This is a genomic window from Thermodesulfomicrobium sp. WS (assembly GCF_027925145.1).
Taxonomy (GTDB): domain Bacteria; phylum Desulfobacterota; class Desulfovibrionia; order Desulfovibrionales; family Desulfomicrobiaceae; genus Thermodesulfomicrobium.
Window position 1 is genome coordinate 1500468 of sequence record NZ_AP027130.1, and the last position, 16285, is coordinate 1516752.

The window sequence follows — 16285 nt, forward strand, 5'->3', positions numbered from 1 at the left end:
CATGCCGTCTGCGGATCCGCGTGCGATTTTCATTACCGGTACGGACACGGATGTGGGCAAAACCATGGTAAGCGCCGCCCTGCTGGCCTGGTTGCAGCCACGCTGCACGACGCCGGTGCGCTACCTCAAGCCGCTGCAAACCGGCTGCAGCGATGTGGAGCAGGATTCCGATCCCGCCTGGGTGCGCCGGGTGACCGGCGGTTCGTGGTCCGCCGCTGCGGCCGTGCACACCTGTCTGCCAGCGCCCAAGGCCCCGAGCATCGCCGCTGCTGCGGCCGGCATCACTCTCGACCCCAAGGCCGTTGCGGCCTGGGTGCGCGGGTTCTCCGGGCTCTGTCTGGTGGAAGGCGCAGGCGGCATTCGGGTGCCCATTGCCCCGGGGTGGACCATGCTGGAGTTCGCCCAGGCCCTTGGCGCCCCCTGTGTGGTGGTGGCCCGGGCAGGGCTCGGCACCATCAACCATACCGTACTCACCCTGGAAGCCCTTCGGTACGCGTCCGCGCCGTGTTTGGGCGTGGTCTTCTGCGACCCCACGGACGCCGTGCCCCATGTGGAGCGCCAGGAAAACGCCGCCGCCATCTTGGAACTCACCGGCGTGCCGGTGCTGGGGACCCTGGGACGCATCACGGACCCGACTTCCCTCACCCTCAGTCCGCCTGCGGTCATGGCAGAGCTCGGGACGCGGGTCCTCCAATGGGCCTGTTGAGTCCACCCCACCACCCCAAAGGGATTCCAACCTGCCCCTGGTGGGCCGTGGTGTTGGGATTATCCCACCAGCAAAAAGGGATTGGGGCTGTGCGCCAGCGCCGGACACGGCAGAAGCTCCCTTTCCAGGGCAGCCACGAGTTCCTCCCGGCTGGCCGCCTGCCGCAGGCGCTTGGCGATGGTGTGGCCATAGACGAAATTGGCGCAGAAATAGGGCAGCCATTTGCGAAAAAGCTGCATGGCGGAGGCAGCCGCATTCCAGGTCCACAGGGCGTCCACCATGGCCAGGGCCGTGGAGAGAAAGATGGATGGCTCCGGGGAAAAGGCGCCGCGGATCTGGGCGAAGATCCACGGCTTGGCCACCGCCGCCCGGCCGATGCTCACCCCGGCGCATCCGGTCTGCGCCTGCATGCGAAACGCGTCTTCCGGATGCCAGATATCCCCGTTTCCCATGACCGGGACATCCACTGCCTCCACCACGGCGCGGATGTCTTCCCAGCGGGCAGGCCGGGTACGCCGGTCCGGGGCCACGCGCGGATGCACGGTCAACCAGCTCGCCCCAGCGCAAGCCAAGCGCCGCGCCAAGGCGCAGGTGCCGTCCACGTCACGGCCCGGCAAGGTCCGCAGCTTCACGGATACCGGGATGCGCACCGCGTTTGCCACGGCCTCGACCATGGCCACGGCGCGCTCCGGGTCGGTCAGCAGGGCTGCCCCAGCCCCCTGACGGGTGATGGCGGCCACGGCGCAGCCCATGTTGATGTCCACGCCGGCAAAGCCTTCGGCCTCGATGCGCCGGGCAGCCTGGGCCATGTCCTTGGGTTCGGCGCCGAAGATCTGGCACACCAGGTAGGGAAGCTCTTCGGGCCTCCAGCGGAACACGCGCGAAGTTTCGGGGTTTTCCGTCGCAACGGCCCGGGCGTTGCACATCTCTGTCACCATGAGGGCATACCCGCCAAAACCCGCCAGTACCTGGCGGAAGGCGATGTGGCCCAGCCCGGCCATGGGAGCCAAGATGGCGGGCAATGCATCATTTCCACAAGGAGGCAGTGCCATGGGGCGGTGGAAACTCTGGTTGGGGGGCGTACTTGCCCTGGGCGTCATGGGGGCGATTCGACTCCTTGCCAAGTACTTTGGCCTGGCAGGGCTTGCCGGAGGGATGCTCGCTGCAGTGATCGCGCTTGCGGCGGTGATCCTCCCTCGGGTGCTGCGGCGTTGGTAAACTAGCCCGTAAGGCCATCCATGGCCTGGGCCGGTCCCAGGCACACAAGCAGGTCGCCTGCGCTCAGCGGCTTGTGCGGACTCGGCACAAAGGAAAAATGCTCGGTCCCGGCCTTGCGGATGGCCACCACCTGAATGCCGAATTGGTTGGTGAGATCGAGGTCGCGCAAGGACTTGCCCGCCCACTCGCGCACGCAGATCTGGCGCAGGACCACGTCCTCACCCAAGGGGAGGTAGTCGAGAAAACCCGGCACCGCCAATTGGGCGGCCAGTTGCTGGGCGGCAAAGCCTTCGGGAAAGACGACCGCATCGGCCCCCACTTTCCGCAGGATCTTTTCGTGGTCCTCGCTCACGGCCTTGACGATCACGCGCTTGCAGCCGATTTCCTTGAGAAACAGGGTGATGAGGATGCTCGCTTCCATGGAGTGGCCGGTGCTGACGATGACCTCGTCGCAGTCTGCCAGGCCGAGCTGCATCAACGCGGTCTTGTCCGTGGCCTCGGCCACGTAGGCATGGGACAGGTACTCCGCGGCCAAGCGCACCTTGTCCGGGTCCGTGTCGATACCGATGACGGTTTGGCCTTTTTCCCGAAGGCAGCGTCCCAAGACGGAGCCGAACTTTCCTAATCCAATGATGGCGAACTCACGAGCCATACTGCCTCCTATCCGATGGAAATGGAACGCTCCGGCCAGGCGAAATGTTCTGGTTCCTGCCAAGTTTGCAGCAAGGTGAGAAATACCGCAGGGCCGAGCCGACCCACGAACATCAGTCCAATAAGCACCATTTTGCTGACCGGGGTGAGCGAGGCGGTAATCCCCGTGGAAAGCCCCACGGTGCCAAAGGCGGAAACTGCCTCGAAAATGAGTTCCAGCAGCATGGAGCGGGCCGTGCCATGGGGCGAAACCCCGGCCTCCAGGAAAAGGAGACCCAAAATGGCCGCCGCCAACAACCCCGTCGAACACACCACCAAGGCCATGGCTTTGTTGAATGAGGTGGTGTCCACAGCGGCCCCGGCCACCACCACCTGCCGCCGGCCTTTGACTTGGGCCACGGCGAACCCCCAGAGCACCCGCAGGGTGGTGGTCTTGATGCCACCGGCACACGAGGCGGGAGATCCGCCCACCAGCATCAAAAAAACCAAAAAAAGCAAGGACACATCGGCAAGGCGGGCCAAATCCACGGTGTTGAACCCAGCGGTGCGCGCGGACACGGCATGAAACACGCCGTCGAGCACGGCCTGCCCCCAGGAAAGTTCTCCAGACCCCAACTTTTCCATCAAAGCCAAAGAGAGACCTCCTGCCCCAATGAGCCAGAAGCTCGTCGAAAGCACCAGTCGGCTTTGCCATCCCAAAGAGCGCCACGAACGACGCTGCCACAGCATATCGCGCAGATCCACAAGGACATAAAAACCGATGCCGCCCAAGAAAATCAGTGCCATGATCGCGCATTGGACGGCGATATTTCCACGAAACCCCATGAGGTTATCTGAATAGGTGGAGAATCCTGCGTTGCAAAACGCGGAAATGGCGTGAAAAAACGCATCATAGAGCCGCATGCCGCATGTCCACAACAAAAACGCCCCAGCCAGTTCAATACCGATGGTCATCACCACGACGTCCACGAGAAAACGACCAAGGCGGAAGCGGGGATCCGCAAGGAGCGCTCCTCCCACGGCAATGCGGTCGGTGAAGGAAACGCGCCGCCGCCAGAGATAGAACACCAGACTGGTGTAGGTCATGATGCCCAGCCCTCCCAATTGGATGAGGGCTAGGATGATGTTTTGGCCCCAGAGCGTAAAGCGTGTCCCCGTGTCCAGCACCGTAAGCCCGGTGACGCACACTGCCGATGTGGCGGTGAACAGCGCATCCAACCAGGAGATGGATTGGGTGGTGGCCCAAGGCAGACGCAGCAGGGCCGCTCCCCCCAAAATGGTGGCGGCAAAGGCATAGACCGGAAGCAGCGCCGGAGAAACCATGCGTTCCCATTTCATAAGAAACTCGCAGCCTGCAGCAAAGTTTGGGTGGCCGGGTGGCGGGGTGCGGCGATGACCTCGGCAAAGGGGCCGGACTCCACGGCGCGCCCCTGGTGCAGGACCAAAAGACTGTGGCAGAGGGCCCGAGCCAGGGCCAGGTCATGGGTGATGAACACCATGGCAAGGCGCAGCCGCTCCTGCAGGGCGCGCAAGAGCTCCACCATCTGGATCTGGGTGGAACGATCCAGGGCGCTGGTGGGCTCATCGAGGAGCAGGACCTTGGGCTCGAGCACCAAGGCCCGGGCCACGGCGATGCGCTGCCGCTGGCCCCCGGAAAATTCATGGGGAAAGCGGTGCAGGATGTCTTCCGGCAGCTCCACCGCGGCCAGGGCAGCGGCCACCCGCCGTCGGCGCTCCTCGCTGGAGAGGTCCATGTGCACCCACAGCCCCTCGGCCACGATTTCCTCCACGCTCATGCGCGGATTGAGGCTGGCAAAGGGGTCTTGAAACACCATCTGCATGTGCCGGCGTGCCCGCCGTAATGCCCTGCCCTGTACGGCGAAAAAGTCCGCTCCCAAGAGCCGGACCGATCCGGTTGCCGGCAGCAGCCGGGTAAACGCCAGGGCCAGGGTGGTCTTGCCCGAGCCGCTCTCCCCTACCACAGCCAAGGATTCGCCCTCACGCAGGCGCAGGTGGACGTCTTCGAGGAGCGTTCGGCTGCGGCGGCGCCAAAAACCTCCCTCCGGCACCTGCACCCCTATGTGGCGTGCTTCCAGGAGAACGGCCTCGCCGGGGGTCGAGCGCGGAGCACGAGGCAAAGGCCGCAAGAGCTCCTGGGTGTAGGGATGCGTGGGCTGCGAGAAGACCTGCGCCACCGGGCCGCGCTCCACCACCTGGCCGCGCCGCAGCACCACCACCTCGTCGGCCAGGCGCCGGGCAAGACCGAGGTCATGGGTGATGAAGAGCACCGCCATGCCCGTGCGGGCGCGCACGTCCTGCAAAAGCTGCACAATCCCCTCTTGGGTGGCCACATCCAGGGCCGTGGTCGGCTCGTCGGCAATGAGGAGTTGGGGATCATTGGCCAGGGCCATGGCGAGCATGACCCGCTGGCGCTGGCCGCCGGAGAGTTGGTGCGGGTAACTTTCCGCATGCCGTGGCGAAAGCCCCACCTGCTCCAGGAGTGCTTCCACCCGCCGGCGCACCTGCGCCGGGGAAAGGGCTTGATGCAAGGAGATGGCCTCGGCGATCTGCCGCCCTACCCGGTGCAGGGGATTGAGGGAAGTCATGGGCTCCTGAAAGACCATGCCCACGGCCCCGCCGCGCATGCGCTGCAGGGTCTTCGGGGAGGCGCTGAGCATTTCCGTGCCCAGAAGGCGGATGCTGCCCGCAAGGTGCGTGGTTGCCGGCAGCAGCCGCAGCACCGCCAGGGCTGTGGCCGTCTTGCCGGAGCCGCTCTCCCCCACCAGGGCCAGACTCCCTCCGGCAGGAAGCTGAAACTCCACATCGTGCACGGCTGGATGCGCCATGCCTGCAAAGGTCACGCAGAGGCCCGAGACCGTGAGCAGGGCGTCAGTCGTGGGCATGGGGATCGAAGGCATCGCGTACTCCTTCGCCAAGGAAGACCAAAAGGCTGAGCAGGGTCGCCAAGGCGCCAAAGGAAGCGAGCCCCAGCCAGGGGGCCTGCAGGTTGTTTTTTCCTTGGGAGAGGAGTTCTCCCAAGGAGGGGGATCCCGGAGGCAGGCCGAAGCCAAGAAAATCCAGCGAAGTCAAGGTGGTGATGGCTCCGCTGGCCACAAACGGCACAAAGGTGAGCGCCGCCACCATGGCGTTGGGCAGGATATGGCGCAGCATGATGCGGCCGTGGGGCACGCCCAGGGCATGGGCCGCCCGCACGTAGTCCAGGGTGCGACCGCGCAGGAACTCGGCGCGCACGGGATCCACCAGGGTCATCCAGGAAAAGAGCATGGTTACGGCAAGCAGCCACCAAAAGTTCGGCTCCACCACCGAGGCCAGCAGGATGAGCACGAAGAGCCCGGGGATGCCGGCCCAAATCTCCAGCAGCCGCTGCCCCAAGAGGTCCACCAGGCCGCCGAAGTAGCCTTGCACGGCCCCTACTGCCACGCCGATGACCACACTGGCCCCGGCCACGGCAGCGGCAAAGACGAGGGAGATGCGCATGCCGTGGAGCATGCGGGCCGCCACATCCCGGCCCACGTCGTCGGTGCCGAGCAGGTGCCGCCCGGAAGGCGGGGCCGGCACGGCCTGGTTCAAGGAAAAATCGATGGTGCGCGGGCCAAAGGGGATGGGAGCCCAGAGGATCCAGCCGTGATCCGCGATGTGGCGCTGGACCCAGGGGTCGTGGAAATCGGTTTCCGTGGGCAGAAACCCGCCGAAGGTGGTCTCGGGATAGGCCTGCAGCACCGGGGCATACAACTCCCCTTGATAGCGCACCAGAAGCGGGCGATCCGTGGCCAGGATGTCTGCGGCCATGCAGAGCAGGCACAACAGCACCAGGATGCGTCCGGACCACACGGCGCGGCGGTTTCGGCGAAACCGGGCAAGGCGGCGCTGCCATACGGGATTCACTGCTGGCCTCCAAAGTGGATGCGCGGATCCACCAGGGTGTAGGTGAGGTCCGAGAGGATCTTGGTGAGGAGCCCAAGCAGGGTGAAGATATAGAGCGAGCCGAAAATCACCGGGTAATCGCGGGAAATGGTGGCCTCGAACCCCAAAAGCCCGAGGCCGTCCAAGGAAAAGATGACTTCCACCAGGAGTGAGCCGGTAAAAAACATCCCGATGAAGGCCGCCGGAAATCCGGCGATCACCAGCAGCATGGCGTTGCGAAACACATGGCCCAAGAGCACGCCCCGCTCGCTCGCCCCTTTGGCCCGGGCGGTAACGGTATAGAGCTTGGAGAGCTCCTCCAGAAAACAGTTCTTGGTGAGCATGGTCAGGGTGGCAAAGCCACCGATGGTCATGGCCGTGACCGGCAAGGCAAGGTGCCAGAAATAATCCACGACCTTGCCCCAGAGCGTCATCTCCTCCCACCCCGGAGAGGTGAGTCCCCGCAGGGGAAAGATCTGCCAAAAGCTGCCGCCGGCAAACAGCACCACGAGCAGCATGGCAAACAGGAACACCGGGATGGCGCTGCCCATGACCACCACCAGGCTGGTGGCGGCGTCGAAGGAGGAGCCGTGGCGCACGGCCTTGGCCACGCCCAGGGGGATGGAGATGGCATAGATGAGAAGCGTGCTCCACACCCCAAGGGACATGGAGACCGGCAGGCGTTCGACGATCAATTGCATCACCGGCTTTCCCCGAAACAGGCTCTCGCCCAGATCGAAGCGCGCGTAATGGATGAGCGTGTCCACGTAGCGCTCTCCAATGGGGCGGTCAAGACCGTAGAGTTTTTCGATGCGTGCCTGCAGCTGTGCATCGAGTCCCTGCGCGCCTCGATACGTCCCCGTGCGTGCCGTGCCGCCTTCAGCCGCTGGTCCCGCCACCTTGGCGGTGGCCCCCACTTCCACGCCGTGCAAGCGGGCGAGCATCTGCTCCACCGGCCCGCCAGGGGCGAGCTGCACCAGGAAGAAGTTGATGGTCAAAATCCCCCACAAGGTCGGGATCACGAGGAGCATACGCCGCAAGAGATACGCGCTCATGGCCTGCCTCCTTCCGGCTCCATCCACCAGCTTTGCAGATCCAATCCATAGGGCGGGGTGTGCTCCGGATGGTGCAGGACATCCCAGTACGCCACCCGAAAGCTCGTGGCATGCCATTGAGGTACCACGTACCAGCCATGGAGCAGCGCCCGGTCCAGGGCCCGGCAGGCGGTGATGAGCTCGGTCCTCGACGGGGCGCGGATCACGGCCTCCACCAAAGCGTCGATGGCGGGGTTGGCGATACCGCAATAATTGCGCGATCCTGGAGTCTTCGCCGCCGCTGAGGTCCAAAAGGAGCGCTGCTCGTTGCCCGGAGATAGCGACTGGGGAAAGGAGGTGACGATCATGTCGTAGTCGAAGGTGCGCAGCCGCCCGATGTACTGGGCCACGTCCATGAGCCGCACCTGCATCCGAACACCAAGCTTGGCGAGGTTACGCTGGTAGGGCAGAACCACCCGCTCGAACTCGGGCTGCACGAGCAGCAGCTCAAAGGAAAGCGGCTGGCCGTTGCGGGTCATGACCCCGTTTTCCAGGCGGTAGCCGGCCTCGGTAAGCAGCGTGAGGGCTTGGCGCAAATTTTCCCGGGGAAACCCCGATCCATCCGTCTTGGGCAGGACAAACGGCAGGTCCACCGATGCAGGCAGGTGCTCGCGCCACGGATCCAACAAGGCCCGCTCTTCGGGGGATGCCGGGCCCTCTGCCGCCAGCTCGGAATTGGCGAAGAAACTGGTGGTGCGGGTATATTCCCCGTGGAACAGCGCCGTATTGCTCCAGGAAAAATCAAAGGCCAAGGCCAGGGCGTGGCGCACCCGGGGATCGGCAAAGATGGGACGGCGCAGGTTGAAGGCAAAGCATTGCATCCCCTGGGGCAAATGATGGGCAATGCGCTCGCGCCGGATGCGGCCGGACTCCACTGCAGGGCCCCGGTAGCCGATGTGCCAATGCTTGGCCGTGGTCTCCAGACGGAAATGGTATTGACCGGCGAGAAAGGCCTCCAGGGTCACGGAGGTGTCGCGGTAGGTTTCGTAGGTGATGCGGTCAACGTTGTGGCGACCGCGGTTCACCGGTAGGTCCCTTGCCCAATAGTTGGGGTCACGGACGTAGGTGATGCGCTGGCCTGGCTGCACGGATTCCACCCGGTACGGGCCGCTGGTGAGCGGCGGCTCCAAGGAGGGGGCGGTAAAGTCCCGCTCCTGCCACCAGCGCTGCGAGAGCACGGGCAGTTGGCCGACAATGAGGGGAAGCTCCGGGCTGTGTCCTGCGGCAAAGGTAAAGCGCACGGTGTGTGCGTCCACGGCCTTGGCGCCGGTGACTTCGGCGTAATACTGCTGGTACACGGGGGATCCGCGCTGGCTAAGGGCCTCGAAGGTGAAGACCACGTCCGCGGCCGTGACCGGGCTTCCGTCATGGAACCGCGCCTCAGGCCGCAGGCGCACCACCATGGCTTCGTCCTCCAGCTCCACGGACTGGGCCACCAGTCCGTACACCGTGAAGGGCTCGTCCAGGGACTGCACCATGAGGGTATCCACGGTGAGCTCCACGCCCTCTGCCGCCTGGCCGCGCAAAATCCACGGATTGAGGCTGTCGAATCCTCCGACGGCCGCCAGCCGCAGATGCCCGCCCTTGGGGGCGTCCGGCCGCACGTAATCGAAATGGGAAAAATCCGGCCCGTATTTGGGGGTCGAGCCCAAGGCCAGGGCGTGGACGGGTTCTCCCCAGGCCGGGGCGGCCATGGCCAGGGCCACCAGGGCGAGCACGAGTCCCGTCCACCTCATAGTCCATCCCCCATGCATTGCTGGCGGATGCGCACATCGAGGGCGGTGTAGCGGGCGCGGCCGCGCTCGTTGGCCAGGCCCATGCGCAGCGCCTGCCGGGAGCCCACCAGCACCGCCAAGCGGCGGGCGCGGGTCAGTCCCGTATAGATGAGATTGCGCTGCAAGAGCATGTAGTGTTGGGTCACGATGGGAAAGACGATGGCCGGGTACTCGCTCCCCTGACTCTTGTGCACGCTGATGGCATAGGCCAGGGTGAGGTTGTCGAGCTCGTCGAGGCAGTACGTTACTTCCCGGCCATCAAAATCCACCCGCACCTCGCCTTCGGCCGGATCCGCGGCTACGATCCGGCCCAAATCGCCGTTGAAGACCTCTTTGTCGTAGTCGTTGCGGACCTGAAGCACCCGGTCGCCCACGCGAAATCCCCGCTGCCCGGACCCTACGGCCCGACCACGGGGGTTGAGTACGGCCTGCAGGCGCTCGTTGAGGGCAGCGGTCCCTACCTCGCCTTTGTGCATCGGCGTAAGGACCTGCACGTCCGTCAAGGGATCCAGGCCGTAGATTTCCGGGATGCGCTCCGCCACCAAGCGCACCACCAGCTCCGCCACCTCGGCGGGGTCTTCCTTCTCCACCCAGAAAAAATCCGCCCGCGGCGGCTCCTTGGGGCTTGCCAGGGGCATTTTTCCTTCCCGCACCCGGTGGGCATTGACCACGATGGTGCTCGTCTCGGCTTGGCGGAAAATGTGCGTCAGCTGCACCGCCGGGACGCAGCCGCAGGCGAGGATGTCGCCGAGCACGTTGCCCGGTCCTACCGACGGGAGCTGGTTTTCATCCCCCACCAAGATGAGGCGGCAGCCCAAGGGCAAGGCGCGCAGCACTGCCAAGGCCAAGGCACTATCGAGCATGGAGGCTTCATCGAGGATCAAGGCCTGCAGGGGAAGCTTGTTGTCTTCGCCGTATTCAAAGCTCGCCCCGGGCTGGTACTTGAGCAGCCGATGCACGGTCTGGGCGGCAAAGCCCGTGGCCTCGGCCAGGCGTTTGGCCGCCCGCCCCGTGGGCGCGGCAAGCCCCACCTTGAGGCCCAAGGCCCGCAGCACCCGGGCCACGACGCGGATGATGGTGGTCTTGCCCGTCCCCGGACCGCCGGTGATGACGCAGACCTTTTCCGTCACCGCCGTCTCCACGGCCAGACGCTGCTCCGGGGCAAGGCGGATGCCCAGCCGCGCGGTCTCCTGCTGCAGACGCTGCTCCACCTGGGCTGCGGGAAGCTCCATGCGGTGCTCCATCAAGGCCACCAGGCGGGCCGCGGTCTCCCGCTCGGCGCGGTGGAAAAACGACAAAAAGACCGCCTCCGGCACCCCCTTGGCAGTGAGGTCTTCTTCGACGATGCGCTTGCGGGCGCAAAGCCCTTCCAAACCTTGGGCGAGCAGATGGCCGTCGGAGCACGCAAGGAGTTTGGCCGCCTCATCCAGGACGCCTGCGCGCGGCAGAAACACATGTCCGCCCTGTTCGCTGGCCTGGCGCAGGGCAAATTCCAGGCCTGCCTGGATGCGCTCCGGGGAGTCTTCCGGAAACCCGAGGCGCAAGGCCAAGGCATCGGCGGTGCGGAATCCCACCCCGTGCACGTCGTAGGCCAAAGCGTAGGGGTTTTGGCGCAGCTGCTCCACCGAGCGCGTGCCATAGACCTTGAAGATGCGGTAGGCGAGCGACACGGGAAAGGCGTGTTCTTGCAAAAAAAGCATCAGCCCACGGATTTCCCGCATGTTCTGCCACGATGCGCGGATGCGGGAAAGGGTGGCCTGGCCGATGCCTTCCACACGCAAGAGCTTTTCCGGCTCGCTCTCCAAGACTTCCAGGGTACGGGGGCCGAAGTGGTCGATGAGGCGCTGGGCGAGCTTGGGCCCTACCCCGCGCAGCGCCCCAGAGGCAAGAAAGCGCTGCACCCCGGCCAAGGAGGCCGGCAGGCGCACCTGATAGCTTTGGGCCTGAAACTGGCGGCCAAACCGGGGATGATCCACCCAGCGGCCCTCCACCTCCAGCCCCTCTCCTGGAGAGACGCCGCCCAGAGTTCCCACCACGACCACGGTCCCCAAGGCCCCGGCATCCAGACGCAGGATGGCGTAGCCCGTCTCCGGGTTGTGGAAGACCACGCTGACGACATCACCGCAGATGGATTCCATGGTCACAGGTCTTGGCGATACTTCAAGGATTGCTTGAGGGTTTCCGGATCCACGTATTTGAGCTCCGCCCCCAAGGGAATGCCCTGGGCCAGGCGGGTGACCCGCACCGCCGGAAAGCGGGCCTTGATGCGGGCGGTGACGAGAGACGCCGTGGCCTCCGCCTCCATGGTGGAGCCCAAAGCGAGGATCACCTCCCGCACCCGGCCTTCCTGGAGGATGGCCTCGAGGCGGGCAACGTCCAGGCGCTCCGTATCCATGCCGTCCAAGGGGGCCAGGAGGCCGCCGAGCACCACATAGCGGCCCCGGTACACGCCCATCTCTTCCATGACCAGGATGCTGTCCCACTCGGCCACCACACAGAGCTCGTCGTCACTGCGGGCCGGGTCCTGGCACAAGGCGCACACCGGCGTTTCCGCCAGGGCGCCGCAGCGTCGGCAGATGTGGAGGTTCTCGCGCAAGAGCACGATGCGCTCCCCGAGATCGCGGGTGCGCTCCTCGGGCCAGCGCAGCAGGGTGAGGCCGATGCGCAGGGCGCTCTTGGGCCCCAGGCCCGGCAAGGTCGCCAGGCGATCCACGACCTCCCGCAAGGGGGCGGGCAACGGGCGCGCCACCTTGCCCTCCTAAAGCAGTCCGGGGATGCGCATCCCGCCGGTGATCTTGGCCATTTCCGTCTGGAGCTCGGTCTTGCCCTTCTTGAGCACCTCGTTGACGGCAGAGAGGATCAAGTCCTGCAGCATCTCCGCATCGCCACTGGCGAGCACCGACGGGTCGATGGTGATCTTTTGCAGCTCACCCGCACACGTGGCGGTCACCTGCACCATGCCGCCGCCGGCCGAGGCCTCCACCACACGCTTGCCCACTTCTTCCTGGGTGCGGAGCATCTTTTTCTGCATGATCTGGGCCTGACGGATCAATTCATTCACGGTTCATTCCTCCTGTATTGGGCCGGACATCGATGATCTTGGCCTGAAACCGCTCGCGGATGGCTTGGATTTGGGGATGGTTGAGGGCCATTTCCTTGAGCTCTGCCTTGGTCTTGCGGGAAGACGGCGAAGGAGCATCCACAAGCACCTGCATGGGGCGGCCAAAATAGGTCCGGGCAATGGTCGAAAGCGATTTTTTGGTCTGAAAATCCTGGAGCCGCGCCGCCACAAAGGCGCTGGGCACGCGGATGCGCACCGTATCCTCCGCCACTTCTCCGTGCAGTACGGAACAGACCTGCGCGGCAAGGCCCTGTTCCTGGAGATAGGCGACAAACCCCGGCCAGGAGCCCGCCTCCACCGCAGGCGCAGACGTCGCGGCACGCTGCGGTGCCGAAGGCGTGGCGCTCCCGTCACCGGGCGCTGCCATAGCTTCGTAAGGCAAAGGTGCCTGGAGGGCGGAGCTCTGTGCGGAGGGCGTGGAACTCTTTGAGGCGGACGGCGTGCTTGTGGCAGCCGCTGCGGCGGGCGCCGCAGACGAACGCTGCTGCGCCTCTCCTTGGGGGGCGCGCTCCACGGGCAAGAGCTCGGGCACCAGGGCCAGGTTCACCAAATGGAGCTCCAAGGCCAGGGCCGGGTCCGGACTATGGGTGACCGTGCGCTGGCTCTCGAGGCTCATCTGCCACGCCGCGTGGGCATGGGCCGTGGAAAACCCGGCCGCCACGGCCGCCAGGGCGGATTTCTCTTCCTCGGGCGTCTCCACCAGGGCCATGGCGGCGCTGCCCAAGCGGGAAAGGAGAAAGACATCCCGCCACAAAGAGGTAAGCTCCCGCAGGAAGAAGCCCAAATCCATGCCCCCGTCCACCAATTGCCCCACCAGGGTATGGAGCGCGGCCAGGTCTCGGTCGCGCACCGCCTGCAGTACGTCCAGAAACGTGGAGAAGCCCACCATGCCGAGGACGTCGCGCACGTCGGCCTCCGAGAGCCGCTCGGCCCCGAGGGCGAGGACCTGCGAGAGGAGCGACATGGCGTCCCGCACCGAGCCAGCGCCCCGGCGGGCGATGAGACGCACCGCCTCCGGGTCGAAGGCCACGCCTTCGCGGCCGAGCACCTCTGCCAGGTGGGCCTCCAGGTCGGTCTGGGCGACACGCTGGAACACAAAGTGCTGGCAGCGGCTCACGATGGTGATGGGGAATTTCTCCGGCTCGGTGGTGGCCAAAATAAAGGTGGCGTGGGCCGGGGGCTCTTCCAGGGTCTTGAGCAGGGCGTTGAAGGCCGCCTTGGAGAGCATGTGGGCCTCATCGACGATGATGACCTTGGAGCGCGCTTCCAAAGGCGCATAGCCCACGTCTTCTTTGAGGCGGCGCACATGCTCCACGCCGGTGTTGGAGGCGCCGTCGATCTCCACCACGTCCACAGCCGTGCCTGCAGTGATCTGGCGGCACATGGAGCAGGCGTTGCACGGCTCCGGCGCTGGGCCGTGCAGACAATTGATGGCCTTGGCAAAGATACGCGCCACCGTGGTCTTGCCCACCCCGCGGGTGCCGCTGAAGAGATAGGCCGGGGCGATGCGGCGCTGCGCCGCCGCCTGGGACAGAATGCGGGTCGTCGCCCCCTGCCCCACCACGGCGGCAAAGGTTTGGGGACGGTACTTGGCGGTCAAGCTCGTATGGCCGGCAGCGGTCATGGCATTGGTACCCGTAAGCGCGGCAGCGGCCCGGGGGGTCCGGGCCGCCTCCATGAGATGGATTTCCAGCGTGCGGGCATCTGCCCTGGGATGTTCGGCATCTAGAACGAATAGCGGGTGAGCCAGGCGCCGTACTTGGGATTTTCTCCCCGCAGCACCTTGAAATAGGCATCCTGCAAGGCTGCGGTCACCGGCCCACGCTTGCCGGCGCCGATGACACGGCGGTCCACCTCGCGAATCGGCGTGATCTCCGCCGCGGTGCCGGTGAAGAAGGCCTCGTCGGCGCTGTACAGGGCATCACGGGTAAAGCGCTCTTCCACCACGGTGTAGCCCAAGTCTTCGGCCAAGAGCATGACCGACTCCCGGGTGATGCCCGCCAAAATCGCCCCTGGCGGCGGGGTCTTGAGGACACCGTCACGCACGATGAAAATATTCTCGCCCGTGGCCTCACACACATACCCTTCGGTATCGAGCATGAGGGCCTCGTTATAGCCTTCGGCGATGGCCTCGCGCTTGGCCAGGATGGAATTGACGTAATTGCCGCAGGTCTTGGCCTTGGTCATCATCACGTTCACGTGATGGCGGGTGAAGGTGGAAGTCTTCACGCGGATTCCCTTTTCCAAGGCTTCGGCGCCCAGATACGCCCCCCACGGCCACACGGCGATGATGGTCTGCACAGGATTGTCCCCTGGGTACACCCCCATGACGCCGGTGCCGATGATGCAAAGCGGCCGGATGTAGCCCTCGGCCAGGCGGTTGGCCTTGAGGGTCTCGACGATGGCGTCGCAGATCTGCGCTTCCGTGAAGGGGATGGCCATCTCGTTGATCTTGGCCGAATCGAAAAGCCGGCGCACATGCTCGCGCAGCCGAAACACTGCGGATCCGCCATCGGTGCACGTGTAGCAGCGGATCCCCTCAAAGACGCCCATGCCATAGTGCAGGGTATGGGTGAGCACGTGGACCTTGGCCTCATCCCACGGCACCAGCTCGCCATCAAACCAGATCGTTTCCGCTTTCTGAACCATCCGAAGCCTCCTCGGGTAGAAATCGCCCGGGCACCCATCTGCCCGTCGGGAAAGTCTGTCGTCTAGGGTAGAGGGCCTCCAGCGGTCAAGGGCGGGGGAGATGGCGCCCGCTGCCTACCGCCGCCGGCTTGTCTTGGAATCCTGCGGGTCGTGGCTGCTGCGAGCAGCAGGCGTACCGCAAGTCTGCCCAAGCCAAGAAGTACTCCAAGCTCCCCAGCACCTGGGAGTTGCGGCGAACCTCTGCGCTGTCCACGCACCGCAAAGCGGGGACGGCACGAGCTGTGGACACCGTAAAAGGGAATGGAGGTCCAAGTGGAGGTTTGACGCCCCAGTGCCAATGCACTATGCGTTTTTTTAATCATTACGGCGGCGACGAAGGCAACTCCGCAAAAAGCCAAGGAGGCACGGCCAATGACCGAAGAGCGGCACACTCCAACATCCCCTCACGAGCTGACGCTTGATCCTAAGACCATTGATGTCTTGATTGCCAATATCATTCCCACCTCAAAATATTTTGAGGTCCGGTTCGACAACCTGCAATACCAGGTCAATGAGATCAAAGAGGACATCAAAAACCTGGAAGACCGCATGGTCAAGCGCTTCGAGCAGGTGGACAAGCGTTTCGAGCAGGTGGACAAACGCTTCGAGCAAGTGGACAAGCGCTTCGAGCAAGTGGATGCGCAGTTCGTTGCTGTGCGGACGGAGATTAAAGATCTAGAAGACCGTATCAATAAGCGCTTCGAGCAGGTGGACAAGCGTTTCGAGCAGGTGGACAAACGCTTCGAGCAAGTGGATGCGCAGTTCGTTGCTGTGCGGACGGAGATCAAAGATCTAGAAGACCGTATCAATAAGCGCTTCGAGCAGGTGGACAAACGCTTCGAGCAAGTGGGTGCGCAGTTTGTTGCTGTGCGGACGGAGATCAAAGATCTGGAAGACCGTATCAATAAGCGTTTCGAGCAGGTGGACAAACGCTTCGAGCAGCTGGATAGTAAGCTGGACAAGATCATCGAACGCATTGACCGTCGTATCGACGAGGGTTTGCGGGAAAACCGCAGTCAAATGATGCGCATGTTCACCTTTGCCATGACTTTTTCCGCCATTTCCATGATTGGACTCATCGGGAAGATGCTGCAACTTTTCTAAAACA

Annotated in this window: 15 protein-coding genes; 3 read left to right on the plus strand and 12 right to left on the minus strand. The window is 64.4% G+C overall.

The genetic code is table 11. The annotated features are described in order from the left end of the window. Position 1 precedes the first annotated feature (1 nt). Positions 2–706, plus strand: coding sequence for a dethiobiotin synthase (gene bioD / locus QMF81_RS07240; RefSeq protein ID WP_281750091.1), 705 nt, complete (start codon positions 2–4; stop codon positions 704–706). A 59-nt stretch (positions 707–765) separates the two neighbouring features. Here the strand turns inward: bioD and QMF81_RS07245 are convergent, their stop codons facing one another. Then, on the minus strand, positions 766–1707 hold the full coding sequence (locus tag QMF81_RS07245; RefSeq protein WP_281750092.1) for a tRNA-dihydrouridine synthase family protein: 942 nt from the start codon (positions 1705–1707) through the stop codon (positions 766–768). Between the two features lie 49 nt (positions 1708–1756). Between QMF81_RS07245 and QMF81_RS07250 the strand changes: the two genes are divergently transcribed. Further along, the gene (locus QMF81_RS07250) at positions 1757–1924 is read left to right on the plus strand and encodes a hypothetical protein (protein WP_281750094.1); all 168 of its coding nucleotides are present in this window, start codon (positions 1757–1759) and stop codon (positions 1922–1924) included. A 1-nt stretch (position 1925) separates the two neighbouring features. Here QMF81_RS07250 and QMF81_RS07255 read toward each other — a convergent pair whose 3' ends face one another. The 11 genes from QMF81_RS07255 to QMF81_RS07305 are packed head-to-tail and all read right to left on the minus strand — an operon-like array spanning position 1926 to position 15138. Then, the gene (locus tag QMF81_RS07255; protein ID WP_281750095.1) at positions 1926–2576 is read right to left on the minus strand and encodes a TrkA family potassium uptake protein; all 651 of its coding nucleotides are present in this window, start codon (positions 2574–2576) and stop codon (positions 1926–1928) included. 8 nt (positions 2577–2584) lie between these two features. Then, positions 2585–3913: a potassium transporter TrkG gene (locus tag QMF81_RS07260; RefSeq protein WP_281750096.1), complete on the minus strand. Its 1329-nt coding sequence runs from the start codon at positions 3911–3913 to the stop codon at positions 2585–2587. Further along, positions 3910–5478, minus strand: a complete 1569-nt coding sequence (locus tag QMF81_RS07265; protein ID WP_281750097.1) for a dipeptide ABC transporter ATP-binding protein — start codon at positions 5476–5478, stop codon at positions 3910–3912. Before QMF81_RS07265 ends, QMF81_RS07260 begins: the two co-directional genes overlap by 4 nt. Continuing rightward, positions 5465–6481 carry an ABC transporter permease gene (locus QMF81_RS07270; RefSeq protein WP_281750098.1) on the minus strand — a complete coding sequence of 339 codons (1017 nt, stop codon included), beginning with the start codon at positions 6479–6481 and terminating at the stop codon, positions 5465–5467. The genes QMF81_RS07265 and QMF81_RS07270 overlap by 14 nt, the downstream gene beginning before the upstream one ends. After that, positions 6478–7554: a microcin C ABC transporter permease YejB gene (gene yejB, locus QMF81_RS07275; RefSeq protein WP_281750099.1), complete on the minus strand. Its 1077-nt coding sequence runs from the start codon at positions 7552–7554 to the stop codon at positions 6478–6480. The genes QMF81_RS07270 and yejB overlap by 4 nt, the downstream gene beginning before the upstream one ends. Then, positions 7551–9329, minus strand: a complete 1779-nt coding sequence (locus tag QMF81_RS07280; protein WP_281750100.1) for an extracellular solute-binding protein — start codon at positions 9327–9329, stop codon at positions 7551–7553. The genes yejB and QMF81_RS07280 overlap by 4 nt, the downstream gene beginning before the upstream one ends. Then, the gene (locus tag QMF81_RS07285) at positions 9326–11506 is read right to left on the minus strand and encodes an ATP-dependent RecD-like DNA helicase (RefSeq protein ID WP_281752945.1); all 2181 of its coding nucleotides are present in this window, start codon (positions 11504–11506) and stop codon (positions 9326–9328) included. Before QMF81_RS07285 ends, QMF81_RS07280 begins: the two co-directional genes overlap by 4 nt. Before the next feature lie 2 nt (positions 11507–11508). After that, positions 11509–12117, minus strand: coding sequence for a recombination mediator RecR (gene recR / locus QMF81_RS07290; protein WP_281750101.1), 609 nt, complete (start codon positions 12115–12117; stop codon positions 11509–11511). Between the two features lie 9 nt (positions 12118–12126). Then, the gene (locus QMF81_RS07295) at positions 12127–12429 is read right to left on the minus strand and encodes a YbaB/EbfC family nucleoid-associated protein (protein ID WP_281750102.1); all 303 of its coding nucleotides are present in this window, start codon (positions 12427–12429) and stop codon (positions 12127–12129) included. Beyond that, positions 12422–14167: a DNA polymerase III subunit gamma/tau gene (gene dnaX, locus QMF81_RS07300; RefSeq protein WP_281750103.1), complete on the minus strand. Its 1746-nt coding sequence runs from the start codon at positions 14165–14167 to the stop codon at positions 12422–12424. The genes QMF81_RS07295 and dnaX overlap by 8 nt, the downstream gene beginning before the upstream one ends. A gap of 47 nt (positions 14168–14214) precedes the next feature. Next, entirely contained in the window at positions 14215–15138 is a 924-nt protein-coding gene (locus QMF81_RS07305) for a branched-chain amino acid transaminase (protein ID WP_281750104.1), read from the minus strand. A gap of 411 nt (positions 15139–15549) precedes the next feature. Between QMF81_RS07305 and QMF81_RS07310 the strand changes: the two genes are divergently transcribed. Beyond that, positions 15550–16281: a hypothetical protein gene (locus tag QMF81_RS07310; protein ID WP_281750105.1), complete on the plus strand. Its 732-nt coding sequence runs from the start codon at positions 15550–15552 to the stop codon at positions 16279–16281. The last annotated feature ends 4 nt before the right edge of the window (positions 16282–16285 follow it).

Excerpts from the sequence above, each read along its gene's own strand:
- QMF81_RS07265 (WP_281750097.1), bottom strand. The coding sequence starts at position 5,478 with ATGCCCACGACTGACGCCCTGCTCACGGTCTCGGGCCTCTGCGTGACC.
- QMF81_RS07305 (WP_281750104.1), bottom strand. The coding sequence starts at position 15,138 with ATGGTTCAGAAAGCGGAAACGATCTGGTTTGATGGCGAGCTGGTGCCG.
- QMF81_RS07250 (WP_281750094.1), top strand. The coding sequence starts at position 1,757 with ATGGGGCGGTGGAAACTCTGGTTGGGGGGCGTACTTGCCCTGGGCGTC.
- QMF81_RS07310 (WP_281750105.1), top strand. The coding sequence starts at position 15,550 with ATGACCGAAGAGCGGCACACTCCAACATCCCCTCACGAGCTGACGCTT.
- dnaX (WP_281750103.1), bottom strand. The coding sequence starts at position 14,167 with ATGGAGGCGGCCCGGACCCCCCGGGCCGCTGCCGCGCTTACGGGTACC.
- QMF81_RS07280 (WP_281750100.1), bottom strand. The coding sequence starts at position 9,329 with ATGAGGTGGACGGGACTCGTGCTCGCCCTGGTGGCCCTGGCCATGGCC.
- QMF81_RS07255 (WP_281750095.1), bottom strand. The coding sequence starts at position 2,576 with ATGGCTCGTGAGTTCGCCATCATTGGATTAGGAAAGTTCGGCTCCGTC.
- yejB (WP_281750099.1), bottom strand. The coding sequence starts at position 7,554 with ATGAGCGCGTATCTCTTGCGGCGTATGCTCCTCGTGATCCCGACCTTG.
- QMF81_RS07260 (WP_281750096.1), bottom strand. The coding sequence starts at position 3,913 with ATGAAATGGGAACGCATGGTTTCTCCGGCGCTGCTTCCGGTCTATGCC.
- QMF81_RS07245 (WP_281750092.1), bottom strand. The coding sequence starts at position 1,707 with ATGGCCGGGCTGGGCCACATCGCCTTCCGCCAGGTACTGGCGGGTTTT.
- QMF81_RS07285 (WP_281752945.1), bottom strand. The coding sequence starts at position 11,506 with ATGGAATCCATCTGCGGTGATGTCGTCAGCGTGGTCTTCCACAACCCG.
- bioD (WP_281750091.1), top strand. The coding sequence starts at position 2 with ATGCCGTCTGCGGATCCGCGTGCGATTTTCATTACCGGTACGGACACG.